The sequence below is a fragment of the Roseinatronobacter alkalisoli genome (assembly GCF_028745735.1).
GTDB lineage: Bacteria > Pseudomonadota > Alphaproteobacteria > Rhodobacterales > Rhodobacteraceae > Roseinatronobacter > Roseinatronobacter alkalisoli.
Genome location: NZ_JAQZSM010000012.1, coordinates 22327 through 39973, shown reverse-complemented (window position 1 = coordinate 39973; position 17647 = coordinate 22327). Strand labels below are relative to the sequence as shown.

Annotated in this window: 18 protein-coding genes; 15 read left to right on the top strand and 3 right to left on the bottom strand. The window is 59.5% G+C overall.

Translation table 11 applies throughout. From position 1 onward, the window contains the following. Window positions 1-13 precede the first annotated feature (13 nt). Window positions 14-1543 carry a 2-polyprenylphenol 6-hydroxylase gene (gene ubiB / locus PUT78_RS13270; RefSeq protein ID WP_274352750.1) on the bottom strand — a complete coding sequence of 510 codons (1530 nt, stop codon included), beginning with the start codon at window positions 1541-1543 and terminating at the stop codon, window positions 14-16. 2 nt (window positions 1544-1545) lie between these two features. Continuing rightward, the gene (gene ubiE, locus PUT78_RS13265; RefSeq protein WP_274352749.1) at window positions 1546-2298 is read right to left on the bottom strand and encodes a bifunctional demethylmenaquinone methyltransferase/2-methoxy-6-polyprenyl-1,4-benzoquinol methylase UbiE; all 753 of its coding nucleotides are present in this window, start codon (window positions 2296-2298) and stop codon (window positions 1546-1548) included. Window positions 2299-2403: 105 nt separating this feature from the next. Here ubiE and mutM point away from each other — a divergent pair, with 105 nt between their 5' ends. From mutM to PUT78_RS13225, 8 genes are all read left to right on the top strand, one after another. Next, window positions 2404-3267 carry a bifunctional DNA-formamidopyrimidine glycosylase/DNA-(apurinic or apyrimidinic site) lyase gene (gene mutM, locus PUT78_RS13260; RefSeq protein WP_274352823.1) on the top strand — a complete coding sequence of 288 codons (864 nt, stop codon included), beginning with the start codon at window positions 2404-2406 and terminating at the stop codon, window positions 3265-3267. A 63-nt stretch (window positions 3268-3330) separates the two neighbouring features. Beyond that, entirely contained in the window at window positions 3331-4107 is a 777-nt protein-coding gene (locus tag PUT78_RS13255; protein WP_274352748.1) for an enoyl-CoA hydratase, read from the top strand. Window positions 4108-4254: 147 nt separating this feature from the next. After that, window positions 4255-4521 (top strand): 30S ribosomal protein S20, encoded by a 267-nt coding sequence (gene rpsT / locus PUT78_RS13250; RefSeq protein WP_274352747.1) that lies wholly within the window; start codon window positions 4255-4257, stop codon window positions 4519-4521. A gap of 521 nt (window positions 4522-5042) precedes the next feature. Further along, window positions 5043-6383, top strand: a complete 1341-nt coding sequence (gene dnaA, locus PUT78_RS13245; RefSeq protein WP_274352822.1) for a chromosomal replication initiator protein DnaA — start codon at window positions 5043-5045, stop codon at window positions 6381-6383. Window positions 6384-6486: 103 nt separating this feature from the next. Then, window positions 6487-7605, top strand: a complete 1119-nt coding sequence (dnaN, locus tag PUT78_RS13240; protein WP_274352746.1) for a DNA polymerase III subunit beta — start codon at window positions 6487-6489, stop codon at window positions 7603-7605. A gap of 90 nt (window positions 7606-7695) precedes the next feature. Continuing rightward, a complete protein-coding gene (recF, locus tag PUT78_RS13235) occupies window positions 7696-8787 on the top strand; it encodes a DNA replication/repair protein RecF (protein WP_274352821.1) in 1092 nt (363 codons plus the stop codon). Window positions 8788-8789: 2 nt separating this feature from the next. Then, complete coding sequence (locus PUT78_RS13230) at window positions 8790-9221, top strand: VOC family protein (RefSeq protein ID WP_274352820.1); 432 nt, start codon at window positions 8790-8792, stop codon at window positions 9219-9221. After that, a complete protein-coding gene (locus PUT78_RS13225; protein ID WP_274352745.1) occupies window positions 9218-9838 on the top strand; it encodes a LysE family translocator in 621 nt (206 codons plus the stop codon). The genes PUT78_RS13230 and PUT78_RS13225 overlap by 4 nt, the downstream gene beginning before the upstream one ends. A 5-nt stretch (window positions 9839-9843) precedes the next feature. On the opposite strand, the gene PUT78_RS13220 is transcribed toward PUT78_RS13225, so the two are convergent. Continuing rightward, window positions 9844-11829, bottom strand: coding sequence for a lytic transglycosylase domain-containing protein (locus PUT78_RS13220; RefSeq protein WP_274352744.1), 1986 nt, complete (start codon window positions 11827-11829; stop codon window positions 9844-9846). A 130-nt stretch (window positions 11830-11959) separates the two neighbouring features. Here PUT78_RS13220 and dapA point away from each other — a divergent pair, with 130 nt between their 5' ends. The 7 genes from dapA (at window position 11960) to PUT78_RS13185 (ending at window position 17544) form a co-directional block, all read left to right on the top strand. Then, a complete protein-coding gene (dapA, locus tag PUT78_RS13215) occupies window positions 11960-12838 on the top strand; it encodes a 4-hydroxy-tetrahydrodipicolinate synthase (RefSeq protein WP_274352743.1) in 879 nt (292 codons plus the stop codon). A 169-nt stretch (window positions 12839-13007) separates the two neighbouring features. Next, entirely contained in the window at window positions 13008-13739 is a 732-nt protein-coding gene (locus PUT78_RS13210; RefSeq protein ID WP_274352742.1) for a GntR family transcriptional regulator, read from the top strand. 115 nt (window positions 13740-13854) lie between these two features. After that, on the top strand, window positions 13855-15261 hold the full coding sequence (gene ligM, locus PUT78_RS13205) for a vanillate/3-O-methylgallate O-demethylase (RefSeq protein ID WP_274352741.1): 1407 nt from the start codon (window positions 13855-13857) through the stop codon (window positions 15259-15261). 63 nt (window positions 15262-15324) lie between these two features. After that, on the top strand, window positions 15325-16026 hold the full coding sequence (locus tag PUT78_RS13200) for an alpha/beta fold hydrolase (protein ID WP_274352740.1): 702 nt from the start codon (window positions 15325-15327) through the stop codon (window positions 16024-16026). Between the two features lie 12 nt (window positions 16027-16038). Further along, on the top strand, window positions 16039-16389 hold the full coding sequence (locus tag PUT78_RS13195) for an extradiol ring-cleavage dioxygenase (protein WP_274352739.1): 351 nt from the start codon (window positions 16039-16041) through the stop codon (window positions 16387-16389). Next, entirely contained in the window at window positions 16382-17224 is an 843-nt protein-coding gene (locus tag PUT78_RS13190) for a class III extradiol dioxygenase family protein (protein ID WP_274352738.1), read from the top strand. The genes PUT78_RS13195 and PUT78_RS13190 overlap by 8 nt, the downstream gene beginning before the upstream one ends. Beyond that, window positions 17224-17544 carry a YciI family protein gene (locus tag PUT78_RS13185; RefSeq protein ID WP_274352737.1) on the top strand — a complete coding sequence of 107 codons (321 nt, stop codon included), beginning with the start codon at window positions 17224-17226 and terminating at the stop codon, window positions 17542-17544. Before PUT78_RS13190 ends, PUT78_RS13185 begins: the two co-directional genes overlap by 1 nt. Window positions 17545-17647: the final 103 nt, after the last annotated feature.

The following is a 17647-nucleotide window of genomic DNA, read 5'->3' as shown; positions in this document are numbered from 1 at the left end:
GCGCAGGCCTTGCTTACAGAAACGCGCCCAGCGCCACGCCCAGCCCCATGAACCCCGCCCCGAAAAGCGCCCAGACCAGCGGACCATACCGCCGCGCAGGGGGCGCGGGCTTATCAATATGGGCCTGCGCGATCAGTGCATCTTCGACCAGACGCGGCAGCCTTGGGCCGAAACGTGACATGATTTTCGCGGTCATTATAAGGTCACGTGCAACCGCCTGAGGCCCGATATGGTCACGAATATATTCTTCGACGACCGGCTTTGCGACATGCCACATATTGATTTCAGGGTGCAGCGACCGCGCAACCCCTTCGACCACAACCATGGTGCGTTGCAACAGAATCAGTTCGGTGCGGGTTTCCATGCCGAAACGCTCGGTCACCTCGAACAGATAGGCCAGCAGCCGCGCCATGGAAATATGCTGCGCATCCATCCCGAAAATCGGTTCACCCACGGACCGCAGCGCACGCGCGAATTCATCTATATCGCGGTCAGCGGGGACATAGCCCGCCTCAAAATGCACTTCGGCAACGCGGCGGTAATCCTTGCGGATGAACCCGAACAGGATTTCGGCATAGGCACGTCGGCTATAGGCATCAATCCGGCCCATGATCCCGAAATCCAGCGCGATGATTTCACCTGTGGCGGTCACCTTCAGGTTGCCCTGATGCATGTCACCATGGAAGAACCCGTCGCGCAACGCATGGCGCAGGAACAGGCTGAGGATACGCACGCCCAGTTCACGCCGGTCCAGCCCCAGCGCATCCAGTGCGGCATTGTCGCCCAGTGGCACCCCTTCAGCCCAGTCCAGCGTCATGACCCTGCGCGACGAATAGGCCCAGACGGGTTGAGGCACACTGAATCCGGCATCATTTTTGGTATTGGCTCCGAATTCCGCCGCCGATGCTGATTCAAGTCGCAGATCAAGTTCGCCTTCGACCACGCTTTCAAAATGCGCAATCACGTCCAGCGGGCGCAGGCGGCGGGTGGACGGCAGCAACCGTTCAATCATGCCCGCCGCAAAATAAAAGGCGTCAATATCAGTGCGAAACGCGCGTTCCACGCCGGGGCGCAGCACCTTGACTGCGACTTTCGCCCCCGTACTGACTAGACACGCGGAATGCACCTGCGCAATGGACGCGGCGGCAACTGGTTCGGACAAGTCAGTGAAAATACTGTCCACCGGGGCTTCCAGATCCTCGGCAATGACCTGCATCGCCTGCGCACGCGGAAAGGGGGGCAGCTTGTCCTGCAAATAGCGCAACTGTTCGGCAAGGTCGGGGCCGACAACATCGGGGCGCGTCGCCAGCGTCTGGCCAAACTTAATATAGGCCGGGCCAAGCGCTGTCAGCGCACGCACCAGTGGCGGCAGATCAGGGTCGCCCTTCAGGCCCAGAAACCGGAACGGCCAACCCATGATCCGGGCCGCGAATCGCAATCGCGGGGGCGCATTCATGGCTTCCAGCACCACATGCATGGCGCCTGTGCGCTCAAAGGTGGCACCCGTGCGCACAAGGCGCCAGAAATTATGCGGACCGCGCATGGTTAAATCTTCCAGCCGGAATGCAGGGCGGCGATGCCCATGGACAGGTTGCGGTATTTCACCTGTTCAAACCCGGCATCGGCGATCATGGCCTTGAAGCGGTCCTGATCAGGGAATTTGCGGATTGATTCGACCAGATACTGATAGCTGTCGCGGTCATTCGCCACGATCTGGCCCATGACGGGAATCACATTGAAGGAATACAGATCATACAGTTTCTGCAGCCCGTCATTGGGCAATTGGCTGAATTCCAGCACCATCAACCGCCCGCCGGGGCGCAGCACGCGATATGCCTCGCGCAGCGCGTCATCAATGCGAGTGACATTGCGGATACCAAAACTGATTGTGTAGACATCAAAGCTGTTATCCGCGAAGGGCAGCGCCATTGCATCGCCCACGGTCCAGTCCAGCGCATGGGACAGGTTTTCCGCCTCGGCACGTTTCTGCCCTTCAATCAGCATTGATTCTGTCAGGTCCAGAACCGTGGCATGCGCGCTGTCGCCCGCACGCCCCAGAAACCGGAACGCAACATCGCCGGTGCCGCCCGCCACATCCAGCAGGCGCTGGCCGGGGCGCGGGGCAAGCCAGTCCATCATCGCATCTTTCCAGACGCGGTGAATGCCCATCGACATAAGGTCATTCATCACATCATATTTCGACGCGACACGGGTAAAGACGCCATGCACCATTCCCGCTTTCTGATCTTCCGCCACTGTCTGGAACCCGAAATGCGTGGTCTTGTCGTCCTGCGTCATGCGTTCTGCCCTTTACCTGCCCCTTGCCGGGGGACCGTTACACTCCTTATAGGGTTTTGGGGGTGCGTGACAATGCGACCCTGCGACCATCACCCGGGGGGAATGATGCCCGAACTGCCCGAAGTGGAAACCGTGCGCCGCGGCCTGCTGCCCGCGATGGAAGGCAGGCACATTTCCCGTGCCGAAATACGCCGCGACGGGCTGCGCTGGCCATTCCCGCCGGATATGGGCGCGCGGCTGGACGGCGCGCATGTGCTGGGCCTGCGCCGCAGGTCAAAATACCTGCTAGTGGATCTGGCCCATGGCGACACATTGATCATTCATCTGGGCATGTCGGGGCGGATGGTGGTATCCGGCCTGCGCGCGGCACATGTTCCGGGGCAGTTCCATTTCGACCACCCGCCAGTGGAAAAGCATGACCATGTGATATTTCACATGGATAATGGCGCGCGCGTCACATTCAATGACCCCCGCCGCTTCGGGGCGATGGACCTGTGCGCTACCGCCACGCTGGACGGACACAAACTGCTGTCCGGCCTTGGCCCTGAACCCCTAGGCAATGATTTCAGCGCGCCCTATCTGGCAGCCCGGCTGAAGGGACGCAAAATGCCCGTCAAGGCCGCGCTTCTGGACCAGCGCATCATCGCAGGGCTTGGCAATATCTATGTCTGCGAAGCGCTGTTCCGCGCGGGAATCAGCCCGCTGCGCCCTGCGGGGCAAATCAGCGTGGCGCGCATCGAATCACTGACCACAGCGATTCGCGAAACCCTGACGGATGCTATCGCTGCGGGTGGGTCTTCGCTGCGCGACTACCGGCAGGCGGATGGGGAACTGGGCTATTTCCAACATGCATTTCAGGTCTATGGCCGCGAGAATGCGCCCTGTATGACACCGGATTGCAAAGGAAATATCCGCCGGATCGTGCAATCGGGGCGGTCCAGCTTCTATTGCGCGCAGTGCCAAAGATGACTTGAACCCCAAGGCCAAGCTGTTATGCCAAGATGCTGATTGCAACAAACAAGGTGCCGCCTCATGGCCTATGAAACGCTGATCGTCGATATTTCTGACCATATCGCACTGATCCGCCTGAACCGCCCCGAAGCCCTGAATGCGCTGAATTCCACGCTGCTGGGCGAACTGGCTCAGGCCCTGACAGAGGCTGACCGCAACGACAAAGTGCGCTGCATCGTCCTGACAGGGTCGGAAAAGGCCTTTGCCGCCGGGGCCGATATCAAGGAAATGGCGGATAAGGGCTTCGTGGAGATGTTCCAGGAAGATTTCTTTGCGCCGGAAACCGAAGCGCTGCTGCGTGTGCGCAAACCCATCATCGCTGCAGTGTCCGGCTATGCGCTGGGCGGCGGCTGCGAACTGGCGATGATGTGCGATTTCATCATCGCGTCGGACACGGCCAAATTCGGCCAGCCCGAAATCAACCTTGGTGTGGTTGCAGGTATTGGCGGCACACAACGCCTGACACGCTTCGTCGGCAAGTCAAAGGCAATGGACATGCATCTGACCGGGCGCTTCATGGATGCCGAAGAAGCCGAGCGTTCCGGCCTTGTCAGCCGGGTTGTGCCCGCCAAGAAGCTGATGGAAGAAACCATGGCCGCCGCCGCCAGGATTGCCGAGAAAAGCCAGATCACTGTCAAAGTTGTCAAAGAAGCGGTCAATCGCAGCTATGAAACCACGCTGCGCGAAGGGCTTTTGTTCGAGCGCCGCGTCTTTCACATGCTGTTCAGCACCGAAGACCAGAAGGAAGGCATGTCCGCCTTTCAGGAAAAGCGCACCGCGCAATTCCGCGACCGCTGAACTTTCAGCTTTTCTTTTGGCGCGCGCTGGACTATAGGGCGCGTCACATGCGCGTGGGCCCGCTTAAGGCAAGAAATGTCACCTGTTCCCTGAACAGGTCGGGTCTTTGATGCGAACAATTGAAACAGACCCGAAAGTAGACCCGTTATGGCAAACACACCCCAGTCCAAGAAACGCGCCCGTCAGGCCGACCGTCGCACCGAAGTGAACAAGGCCCGTCGTTCGCGCATTCGTTCCTATCTGCGCAAAGTTGAAGAAGCGATTGCATCCGGCGATCAGGCTGTCGCTGCGGCAGCGCTGCAGGCAGCACAGCCCGAACTGATGCGCGGCGTGACAAAAGGCGTTCTGCACAAGAACACCGCGTCACGCAAAATGTCGCGTCTGGCGTCGCGCGTGAAAGCGCTGAACGTCTGAAACGACCCCGGCCAACCGGATTTAAGAAAGGCGCAGTTCATGCGCCTTTTTTGTTGCGCCTGTGTTGCCCTCCCCGTCTGCCTTCTTCGTACAGCAACATGTGCTTGCCAGAGGGGCTGCACCTGCAGTCGCAACAACGGCACTGCGGCCTGCAAACAACCGCGCGGCGATTCTTTGTCACATGAAATGCTGTCAAGCACGATGTTCTGTTGCGCCCTGTGCCACCCGATTGCTATGCATACCAACATGTGAAGGAATCTGTCCTGGGGGGGACGTCATCAAGCGGGTGACCCGGCAAATGCCGGTTATATCACTATTGATGATTTATCAGAAACATCCTGGCTTCATGCCGTGGTTTGATTCTCGACCCTCCTGACCATGACAAAACCTGCAGTTTGTTCGTCAGACCGGACAACTGTTCTTTGGTAAAGAAGTAACCGGCTGTCAGATTGTGACATGCTTGGGCGGAGTTGCTGTTCGTACTGATGAATATGATTGACGAGAATGCGGGCTGGGACAAAATGATATCAGAACAATGGGCACGGGTTTCGGAACAACTGCGATCAGAGATTGGCGAGCATAATCACAAAAGCTGGATAGAGCCTCTGGAATGCGTCAGCCTGCAAGCGGGTGTTGTGCAGTTCCGTGCCCCCTCGCGATTTGTCGGCGACTGGGTAAAGCGCAATTATCAGGACCAGATATTCCAGCGTATGCGCTCCGACAATCCGACGATTGCCCGTATTGAATTCAATGTTGGCACCCAGCCGCCACGCAAGTCCGCGGCACGCGCGCCCGAAATCGCAACACCTCGCGAAAGCAACCTGCAAGGCGCACCGCTGGACGGTAAGTTCAATTTCGACAATTTCGTTGTCGGCAAACCGAATGAGCTGGCCCATGCCGCAGCCCGGCGCGTGGCCGATGGCGGCGATGTCACATTCAACCCGCTTTTTCTGTATGGTGGCGTCGGTCTGGGCAAAACCCACCTGATGCACGCCATCGCCTGGGAATTGCAGGGAAAGCGGCCTGATCTGCAAGTGCTGTATCTGTCTGCCGAACAGTTCATGTACCGCTTTGTGCAGGCCCTGCGCGAACGGCAGATCATGGATTTCAAGAATCTGTTCCGGTCCGTTGATGTGCTCATGGTGGATGACGTGCAGTTCATCGCAGGTAAGGACAGCACGCAGGAAGAGTTCTTCCACACCTTCAACGCGCTTGTCGACCAGAACAAGCAGATCGTCATTTCCGCAGACCGTGCGCCCGGTGAGATCAAGGAACTGGAAGACAGGATTTCATCGCGCATGCAATGGGGTCTGGTCGTGGACCTGCACCCGACGGATTATGAACTGCGCCTTGGCATTCTGCAGCAGAAAGCCGCCCTGTTCACGCAAACCTATGGCCCGGTGCAGATCGGGGACGGGGTCATCGAATTTCTGGCGCATCGCATCACCACCAATGTGCGCGTTCTGGAAGGCGCGCTTCAGCGGCTTTTCGCGTTTTCCAGCCTGATCGGGCAGGAAGTTACCATGGATATGGTGCAGGATTGCCTGTCCGATATTCTGCGCACATCTGACCGGCGCGTCACTGTAGAAGAAATTCAGCGCAAAGTGGCAGAGCATTTCAACATCCGCCTGTCGGATATGCTTGGCCCCAAGCGCACCCGCACCATTGCGCGGCCACGTCAGATTGCCATGTATCTGGCCAAAGAACTGACATCGCGCAGCCTGCCGGAAATCGGACGGCGGTTCGGGGGGCGTGACCATACCACCATTCTGCACGGGGTGCGCAAGGTCGCAGAAATGCGCGATACGGACAGCCAGATCGCCGAAGATATAGACCTGTTGCACAGACTGCTGCAAAGCTGACAATAAATCACCAGAAAACCCTTGTCCCTACTTGTTTTTTGGCTAGGCTACGCCTCCCCAAGGCGATAAGTCAGGGGCACTGGATAGGCGAAGGGACAGGGGTATGAAGATCAGTATTGAACGGGCCATCTTGCTCAAGGCCGTCTCTCAGGCGCAATCGGTGGTGGAACGGCGCAACACTATCCCGATTCTGGCCAATGTCCTGATTGAGGCAGAGGATGCCCAGATCAGTTTCCGCGCCACCGATCTGGATGTGGAAGTCGTGGACCGCGCGCCCGCAATGGTTGAACGCGCGGGCGCAACCACGGTTTCGGCGGTCATGTTACATGAAATCATACGCAAACTGCCCGATGGCGCGCTGGTTGAACTGGTGGATGACCCGCGTTCGGGGCGGCTGCAGGTTTCTGCAGGCCGGTCGAATTTTTCCCTGGCGACATTGCCGAAAGAAGATTTCCCGGTCATGGCCTCCAGCGAGTATTCGTCCAATTTTTCAGCCTTGGCCAAGGATCTGCGCCGCTTGTTCGACAAGTCGAAATTCGCCATTTCAACGGAAGAGACGCGCTATTATCTGAACGGTGTCTATATGCATGTCGCGGAAGGCGAAAACGGGCGCGTGCTGCGCTGCGTGGCAACCGACGGGCACCGGCTTGCACGCATTGATGCCCCCTTGCCTGCTGGCGCTGAAAACATGCCCGGTGTGATTGTCCCGCGCAAAACCGTGGGAGAGCTGAAAAAGCTGCTGGAAGATGATGAGATGCAGATCGCCGTTTCCGTTTCGGAAACCAAGGTGCGCTTTGCTACCCCCGATATTTCCCTGACATCCAAGGTCATTGACGGCACATTCCCCGATTATACGCGCGTCATCCCCACTCAGAACACCAAGCGGCTGGAAGTGGATGCCAGCGAATTCGCGCGCGCGGTAGACCGCGTGGCCACCGTGTCGTCTGAACGTTCCCGCGCCGTAAAACTGTCGCTGGAAGAAGACAAGCTGACCCTGTCGGTCAACGCCCCTGATTCCGGTGCGGCAGAGGAAGAACTGATCGTGGCCTATGGCGATGAACGGCTGGAAATCGGGTTCAACGCGAAATACCTGCTGGAAATCGCCAGCCAGGTGGACCGCGAAAATGCCGTGTTCCTGTTCAACGCATCCGGCGACCCGACATTGATGCGCGAAGGCAACGACACCAGCGCGGTTTATGTCGTCATGCCAATGCGGGTGTAACGCCATCGCCACGCCAGACCAAAGGCCCCGCCACCCGTGCGGGGCTTTTTCTTGCTGGCATTATCCGGCATTTCTTTTTACCGCTTGGCCATGACCGTTTTCATCCAGTCGCTGACATTGTCGCATTTCCGGTCACACCGGCGCACGCAACTCGCGTTTGATGGCAGACCGGTGGCGCTGTCCGGCCCCAACGGGGCGGGCAAGACGAATGTGCTTGAAGCCGTGTCGCTACTGTCGCCCGGTCGCGGGCTGCGCCGCGCCGCATCCGATGACCTGTCGCGCAAACCCGAATCCCTAGGCTGGAAGATCGTCGCGGAACTGGCCACCCCGAATGGCGCGCGCAATATCCAGACATGGGCGGAACCCGGACAGCCACGGCAGGTCCGGATAGATGACAAACCCACCCCGCAGATTGCACTGGCCAGCCTGCTAGGCATGGTCTGGCTGACACCGGCAATGGACCGCTTGTGGCTGGAAGGGGCCGAAGGGCGGCGGCGGTTTCTGGACCGCATGGTGCTGAGTTTTCACCCGGATCACGCCGCGCAGGTTCTGACCTATGAAAAGGCCATGCGCGAACGCAACAAGCTGTTGCGCGACGGGCTGGGCGACGGGGCATGGTATGGCGCGCTAGAAATGCAAATGGCGCAGGCCGGTGCGCAGATCAGCGCAAACCGCCGCGCTGTCATCACCACACTGGCCAGCCATGCCGACCATGACAGCCCCTTTCCCGTCGCGGACCTGACGCTTGATTGCGCCGCCCCCCATGACGAAACAAGACTGGCGCGCGCCTTGTCTGACGGGCGGCGGCAGGACATGGCAGCAGGGCGCAGCCTGACCGGCCCCCACCGCGCCGATTTGCGTGCCGTCTGGGCGGCCAAGGGAATGGATGCCGCGCAATGTTCAACCGGCGAGCAGAAAGCCATGCTGATTTCCCTGATCCTGTGCAATGCGCGCGCACTTGCAGAAACCGGCACTGTGCCGCTGTTGTTGCTGGACGAAGTTGCGGCACATCTTGACGCGGACCGCCGCGCCGCGCTTTATGATGCAATCTGCGGCTTGCGGGTTCAGGCCTTCATGACGGGCACTGGCCGGGATCTGTTTTTAGATCTGGGCGCACGCGCGCAGCATTTTTCCGTGACGGACGCTGACGGGCGTTCGCAGCTATCAGAAAGCACCCTATGACCTTGCCTGTTCAGCGTGTCACCCTGATTACCCTTGGCGTGGATGACCTGCCGCGCGCCAGCGCCTTTTATCAGGCACTGGGCTGGCACCCCGCTGAAACACAGGACGGCGTTGCATTCTACCAGATGAACGGGCTGGTGCTGGGCCTGTTCGGGCGCAAGGAACTGGCCGAAGATCAGGGGCGCGCGGGGGCCACACTGGGCACCGGAGCCATGACGCTGGCACAGAATTTCAACAGCCGTAACGATGTTGATACGGCCTTCGCAGCTGCACTGGCCGCAGGGGCGAGCGCCCTGAAACACCCCGAACCGGTATTCTGGGGCGGGTATTCCGGCTATTATGCAGACCCTGACGGCCATGTCTGGGAACTCGCGCATAACCCGTTCTGGCCGCTGGCAGATGACGGTAGCCTGACCCTGCCGGGGACAACATGACGATCACCCTGCTGGAGCTGCTGTTTTACGCAGGCGCGATTATCATCCTGTTTCTGACGCCCGGCCCGGTATGGCTGGCGCTGACAGCGCGCGCCATGTCCGGTGGTGCGGCATCAGCGGCACCGCTGGCGGTGGGTGTGGCACTGGGTGATCTGTTCTGGCCGCTGGCCGCCATTTACGGGCTGACATGGATTCTGACACTTTATGGCGACCTGCTGGAACTGATGAAATGGGTCGCGGTGGCCATGTTCCTTGTCATGGGGGTGCAGCTTATCCGCCATGCGCATGGCCGCATTTCCGCCGACAGCCGCCTGACACGTCCCGGCCATATGTCGGGATTTCTGGCAGGCGTGACCGTCATACTGGCCAACCCGAAGGCGATTCTGTTCTATATGGGTGTGCTGCCCGGTTTTTTTGACCTGACGCGCATCACCCCTGCGGACATTGCCGCAATTCTGGCGGTGTCCGCACTGATTCCGATGCTGGGTAATCTGGGGCTGGCACTGGCCATAGGCAAGGTGCGCAACCTGCTGAAATCCGGCAGGGCGCTGGCACTGACCAACAAGATTGCGGGCGTGCTTATGGTCTGCGTCGCAATCGGGATCGCGGTGACGTGACCGCGTTATCGCCCGCGGATCAGGGCTTCCATGTCAATGGGGCGCGATTCACCCGCCAGGACACTGCGATAAACCACCAGTGATTCTGCCACCCGCATGATGTAGTTGCGCGTTTCCGCGAAAGGCACGCTTTCAACCCATGTCACGAAATCAACCGATGGATCGCGAGGGTCGCCAAGCCGGTCGGTCCATTGGCGCGGGCGGCCCGGTCCAGCGTTATACCCTGCCGCAACCAATGCCAGAGAGGGGCCGAATTCCGCACGCAATTCATCCAGATAGGCCGCACCAAGGCGCGCATTCAGTTCAGGATTGCCCGTCAGGTCGGCAGGCTGAAACGGTACGCCCAGTTTGCGCGCCATCATCTGCCCTGTACCCGGCAAGACCTGCATCAGACCGCGCGCATCGGCAGGACTGACCACGGCTGCGTCAAATTCGCTTTCACGCCGCGCAATCGCCTTGATCAGGTCCATCGGCACATCAAACTGTGCCTGTGCAAGCGCTGTCACCGGAAAATAGGCGCGCGTCAGCACGATTTCCGATTGCACCGCGATTTTTGCTACGTTCAGCGCAAAATTAGGCTCGTCCAGCGCCAACATCAGATCCGCCAACGCACCAAGCTGCGCTTCAGTTTCCAACTGTCGCGCCAGAAACAGCACGAAACGGCGCGCTTCATGCCATTGCCCTGCTTCGCGCAGCAACAACGCGGCTTCCAGCAAGTCCGATTGCGCCAGATCAGTATCGCGCCAATGGGGGTAGTCCGGTGTCGCCACCAAAGCGGGGTCCAGACTCAGGCCCAACCGGTCCGCCGCAAGCTGGCCATAATAGCTGGTCTGATGTTCGGCCGCGAATTCATAGGCAGCTTGCGCGGAAATCGGGTCATTCAGCGCTTCATGCGCGCGCCCTTCCCAATACCCGGCACGGCCCAGGCTGATGGGGCTGTTCACGCGAACCCGCAACGCCCGGAAATGGCCCAATGCGGTTTCCGGGCGGTCCAGATGGACCAACGCGATAAAGCCCGCCAGAAATTCCAGATCGACGAAATGCAGCCCATCTTCCAACCCGTGCGGCGTCGCCAGATCATAGGCGCGCTGGAAATCGCCGTCGGACATGGCGGTGCGTACCAGAAACACACGTCGCCCGCCCCATGCATCCGGCAGGCCCAGGCCCGCAGGGTGGCGCGATTGCGCCAGCAACAGATCCCCCGCGCCCGGATAATTGCCCGCCCGCATGCGGAATTCAAACCTGTCGCGCATCAGCCCCGGATCTTGGGACAACGCATCAGGCACAGCCGCAACCAGCGCATCGACACCCGGCGCGCGCTCCTGCAGCGCGATGCGCGCGCGCGCCAGCCGCTGCTGTCCATCATCCAGACGTGCCAGATGGCGTTGTGCGCCCTGCCTGTCACCCGCCCATAGCAACATGTCCACGCGGGCGGCATCCAATGCCCGCAAAGACGCGCCGAAGGCATTGTTCAACTGCGCTTCTGCGGGCGGGCTGAGGGGCATGGACACCCATATCTCTCGTGCCATGTCTGTCGCATCATCCGCACGGTTCAGATTGCGCAGAGCAAGCGCAAGGGCGATGTGCCCGTCTTCGGTCAGGGGTGTGCGATTCTCAAAAAATGACAGAATTTCTGACGGGCTTCGGTCTGGCAGCAGGGCCTCTGCACGGCGCTGCACAGTGTTGATCAGCGGCCAATGCCCGTGCTGGTCCAGAAACGCCAGAAGTTCCGGAAAATCCCCCTGCCCCTCGCGCAATGCCTGCCATGTTATCAGCCGTTGCGCGACCGCACCGCTGGATGAAACCATGGTTTGCGCCCTATCCCAGTTTCCCGACGCGGCCTCTGTCAAGGCAAGGGCCAGCATACCCGCCTCGCGCGATGGGGGCGGTGTGGATTGTGCTGACGCGGCAGATGCTGCCAAAGCCAGAAAACCAGCCAGAATCCAGGCCGAAACAGTGGATTCCCGACAGATCCTTCCTGATTGCGCCATGCTGCACCCCTCTTTTCACCTTGAAAATACCTGCTGTTAGTTCTAACCGCCTGTGACACAGTCACAACACACATTTGCGAAAGGCTCGGGTCAGTGCTTGATCCGATACCACCACGAAAGGAAGGCGCGCATGCAGATCAGAGGCTCCATTCCGGCACTGGTCACACCGCTGAAGGACGGCGCGCTTGACCTGGACGCGCTGCATGCGCTGATTGACTGGCAAATTTCCGAAGGGTCGCACGGGCTGGTTCCTGTGGGCACCACCGGCGAAAGTCCGACCCTTAGCCATGACGAGCACAAGCGCGTCATTGAAGAAGTGGTCAGGGCGGCGGCCGGGCGCGTGCCGGTGATTGCCGGTGCCGGGTCCAACAACACGACCGAAGCGATGGGTTTCATGCGCCATGCCGAAAAAGTCGGGGCCGATGCGGCGCTGGTTGTGACCCCCTATTACAACAAACCTACGCAGGAAGGGCTGATTGCCCATTTCACGGCGCTGCATGATTGCTGTGAATTGCCGATCATCATCTATAATATTCCCGGCCGTTCGGTCGTCGACATGACCCCCGAAACCATGGGCCGCCTTGCTGAATTGCCGCGCATCATCGGGGTCAAGGATGCAACCGGCAAGCTGGAACGTGTCAGCCTGCAACGCATGACCTGCGGGCCGGATTTCATTCAGCTTTCGGGCGAAGATGCAACGGCACCGGGGTTCAACGCGCAGGGCGGTGTGGGCTGCATTTCGGTGACGGCCAATGTCGCGCCCCGGCTATGCGCACAGTTTCAGGAAGCCAGCCTTGCGGGTGATCATGCGCGCGCATTGGAACTGCATGACCTGCTGATGCCGCTGCATGTCGCCATCTTTGCCGAACCCGGTCTGGTGGGGGCGAAATACGGGCTGTCACGTCTGGGCCGCTGCCAGGAGGAGGTGCGCCTGCCGCTTCTTGGACTGACCGATGGCACGCGCAAGCTGATGGACGCCGCCATGCGCCACGCAGGTTTAATCAACTAGCACCTCGCGCCCCCACGACAGCAAGAAGGCCCCGGCAACACCCCGCGCCGGGGCCATTGTTTATGGTGCAGATCGCGTGATCGCATCAATGCTTGCACGAGGGCCTGTGCAGCATGTATACACTAGTGTATGATCAACGGACCGGTTCATGTATACGCGGGGTGGTGATATGAACGCACAGACAGGCAGTTCAACGCATGCCCAGCGCGCCCTGATCACCCTGCGCCAGCGCATCCTCAGCGGCCAGTTCCCCGGCGGTACCCGCCTGTTTGAAGTGGCCTTGGCAGAAGACCTGGAAATTTCCCGCACACCCATCCGCGCGGCGCTGTCACAACTGGCGGAAGAAACCCTGCTGGAACGTGCCAAGGGCGGTGGGTTCGTTGTGCGCAGCTTCAAGCTGGCAGATGTCGTGGACACAATCGATTTGCGCGGCGTTCTGGAAGGGACCGCAGCGCGCTATGCCGCGGAACGCGGTGCGGATGCCGCGCTACTGACCCGTGCGCAGGGTGTCGTGCGCGAAATCGATCATGTTGTATCAGGCCAAAGCATTGATATGGATGAATATTCTGCGCTGAACAGTGAATTCCATCAGTTGCTTGCAAAGATGAGCGGAAGTGACATCCTGCAACGCGAGATCGCGCGCGTGACGGCGCTACCCTTCGCATCGCCTTCGGCATTTCTGGATGACCACACCCGGATTGACACGTTGCAGAAAACGCTTGGCACCGCGCAGGAACAACACCGCGCCATCATCGATGCAATTGAGCACCGCGAAAGCGGGCGCGCCGAATCACTGGCGCGCGAACATGCACGCGCAGCGCGGCGCAATGTTGAATACCTGCTTTCACAGGAAGCAGCGCTGCGCGAAGGCGTTCCCAGCCTTGCGCTACTGTCCAGCTAGGCCCTTGTTGTATACATAAATTCCGAAAATCACCGGGGGACCGGTTATTTTTGCTTGCAAAACCGTGCAGTTCTTTTAGTTTAATGTATACATCATGTTTCTGGGAGGATTTCAAATGACACAAAGCCTTGCCACCAAAATGGCGGCGACCGGCAATCCGGTGCAAATGCTGCGCAACTCCAAAGTCGGGATGTATGTTTACCCGGTTGTCGCACCCGAATTTTCCAACTGGCGGGTAGAACAGGAAGCATGGCGGAAATCCGCAGTGCTGTTTGACCAAAGCCACCATATGGACGAACTGATCGTCGAAGGGCCGCAGGCAACCGACTTCCTGTCCCATCACGGCATCAACAGCTTCGCCAATTTTGACCTGAACCGCGCAAAGCACTACGTTCCGGTCACGCCCAATGGCCATGTCATTGGTGACCACATCATCTTCCGCGAGCGCGAAGACAAATACATCCTTGTTGGCCGCGCGCCGACATCGAACTGGCTGATGTTCTGTGCCGCTTATGGCAACTGGAATGTGCGCCTGCGCTATGACCCCCGCAGCCCGTCGCGCCCCGAAGGTGAACGTGTTCTGCGCGAACATTACCGTTTCCAGATTCAGGGGCCGGACGCGCCGAAGATCTTCGAGAAAATGAATGGTGGTCCGGTTCAGGACATCAAGTTCTTCCATGTTGACTGGATCAATGTCGGATCGAAAAAAGTGCAGGCACTGCGTCACGGCATGTCGGGCGCGCCGGGTCTTGAAATCTGGGGTCCGTATAAGGACAAGGATTACATCCATTCCACCATCCTGCAGGCTGCGCGCGATGCGGGCGTTGATCTGGTGCAATGCGGCAGCCGCGCCTATTCGACCAACACGCTGGAATCGGGCTGGATTCCGTCGCCCCTACCGGGCATCTATACCGGTGACGGCATGCTGGCGGATTACCGCGACTGGCTGGGCGCTGACAGCTATGAAGCATCAGGCGCCATCGGCGGCAGCTTCGTTTCCGACAATATCGAAGACTACTACGTCAACCCGTTTGAACTGGGCTATGATTTCTATATCGGCTGGAAGAAACCCGATTTCATCGGTAAATCCGCACTGGAATCGATGAAAGGGTCGGCCACCAACCGCAAGAAGGTCACGTTTGAATGGAACCGCGAAGATGTGCTGAAAGTCATCGCCTCCGCGTTCGAGCAGGGCACACCCTACAAGTGGATCGACTTCCCGCAGCCCAACTACGCATCTTCCAGCGCGGATATGGTCATGCATGGCGACAAGATGGTCGGCATGTCCATGTTCAACGGCTACAGCTTCAATGAACGCTGTGTCCTTAGCCTTGGTGTTGTGGATCAGTCGGTGCAGGTGGGCGATGTGCTGACCATGAAATGGGGTGAGCCGGAAACGACCGGCAAAACCTCTACCGAGCAGCACAAGCAGACGGAAATCCGTGTGCGGGTTTCGCCCACGCCTTACGCAAGTGAAGCGCGCGAAAACTATGCGGATAGCTGGCGCTCCAAAAGCAGCTAAATCACTGGACCGGCGCCCACGGGCGCCGGTTTTTCCTCGACCTCGAACATGAGGGAACGCCCCATGACCCGTATCCTGCTGATACCGGGGCTGGTCTGCGATGGCCATGTCTGGGAAGCCACCCGGACCGCGCTGAATGACCTGCCCGTATCTGTGGCCGATGTAACGACCCAGCCCAGCATAACCGCCATGGCCAATGACCTGCTGGCACACCATGACGGCCCGCTGGTGGTTGCCGGCCATTCCATGGGTGGGCGCGTGGCAATGGAAATGGCGCATATTGCGCCCGAACGCATTCGCGCCATGGCATTGTTGAACACCGGCATGCACCCGCGCAAGGATGGTGAAGGGGCGAAGCGCCAGTCCATGATTGACCTGGCTTATGCGCAGGGCATGGACGGGCTGGCCAGTGCATGGTTGCCCGGTATGATGGCCGAAGGGCTGACACCCGATCCGGAGGTGCTGGACGGGCTGACGCGCATGGTCTGCCGCATGACGCCGGAAATTCACGAACGCCAGATGCGCGCACTTCTGGACCGCCCCGATGCCAGCGCGACAATCAGCGCCTATACCGGGCCAATGCTGTTGATCGTCGGGCGGCAGGACCAATGGTCGCCCATTGCCCAACACGAAGCGATCGCGCAGCTTTGCCCGCAGGCACGGCTGGAAATTGTTGAAAATGCTGGCCATTTCGCCCCTGTCGAACAACCCGCCGCTGTGGCCGGGCTGCTGTCAGATTGGGTGCGCAGCCTGAACCCCGAATGAAAGAGGCGCCCCATGACCGATGCGGACCGTATTCCCGACACCCCGCTATTTGATCGCCCCCGCAGCAATGCGGGCTATGCGCTGAACAAGATGGCAATGGGGCTGAGCACACCAGACGGGCGCGCGGCATTCCTGGCAGATGAGGATGCCTATCTTGACCGTTTCGCCCTGACACCGGAACAGCGGAACGCTGTGAAATCCCGCGATTGGGCGGAAATGGTGCGACTGGGGGGCAACCTGTTCTATATCCTGAAAATTTCAGCCGTTGACCCGACCCCAATTCGTGCAATCGGGGCAGCACAGGCGGGAATGGAACTGCAGGAATTTCTGGACACACGGTTGGGGAAAGTGACAAATGGCTAAATTGCTTGCAGGGCTGGGCACCAGCCACGTTCCCTCCATCGCGGCGGCGCTGGACAAGGGATTGCGCGACAGCGCCGAATGGAAACCGTTTTTCGATGGTTATATCCCGGCACAGAAATGGGTGGCGGACCATAAACCCGATATTGCCGTGGTGGTTTATAATGACCACGGGAATTCCTTTTTTCTGGACCGCGTGCCGACACTCGCGCTTGGGGTCGCAGAAAACTATCGCCCCGCCGATGAAGGGTGGGGGCCGCGCGCGGTGCCGGATTTTCAGGGCGCGGATGATTTTGCATGGCATCTGGCCGATCGCATGGTCGAGGGGCATTTCGACCCGCTGATCTGCCGCGAACTGGACGTGGACCATGGGCTACAGGTTCCCATGGAACTGGTCTTTGGCAGGCCCGAGGCATGGCCGGTCAAGGTTGTGCCGATCCTGATAAATACAATTCAGTATCCGATACCGACACCACAGCGCATGTGGGATCTTGGTCGCTTGTTGCGCCGCGCCATCGAAAGCTATCCCACAGATGAAAAGGTGCTGGTCATGGGCACGGGCGGGCTGTCACATCAGTTGCAGGGCGCGCGGGCCGGGTTCATCAACCCGACCGCTGATCGCGAATGGATTGCGCGCATCGGGTCCGACCCCGAACGCTATCGCACCATGTCCCGCGAAGATTATGTCGAAGAATTCGGGTCCGAGGGCGCAGAACTTATCATGTGGCTGGTTATGCGCGGCTGCATGGATGAAACGGTCAACACCCTGTTCGATCATTATTTCGCACCTGCATCAATGACAGGTGCAGGCATGGTCCTGCTGGAGAATATGCGCTGATGTTCTTTCTGATGATCTGCAAGCATCATGATAGGCCAGAAACGGCGGCGCTGCGCGACGAATTGCGCCCGCAGCACCGGGACTGGGTCGCATCCGGCGGGGGTGGTCTGGCCGTGGTGCTGACCGGCAGCGCAATTTGGGATGACGCGGGACAAGGGACCGGAAATTTCGGCATTCTGCAGGCTGACAACGAAGCGCGCGCCCGCGCCTTTGCCGAAGGTGATCCGTTTTTCAGCGGTGGTGTGGTGCAAAGCATCACATTGACGCGGCTGGCGGATACATTCCGCGCCGACCGGATTACCCCGCTGACTGGCGGATAGAATACTGCATCCATCCGCTATTGGCCTGAAGCAGTCACCCAAAGGCGCGGAATCAAGGGCAAAGCCCGCCGCGCCATCGGCGGGCCGTCCCGCGGCCTGCCGA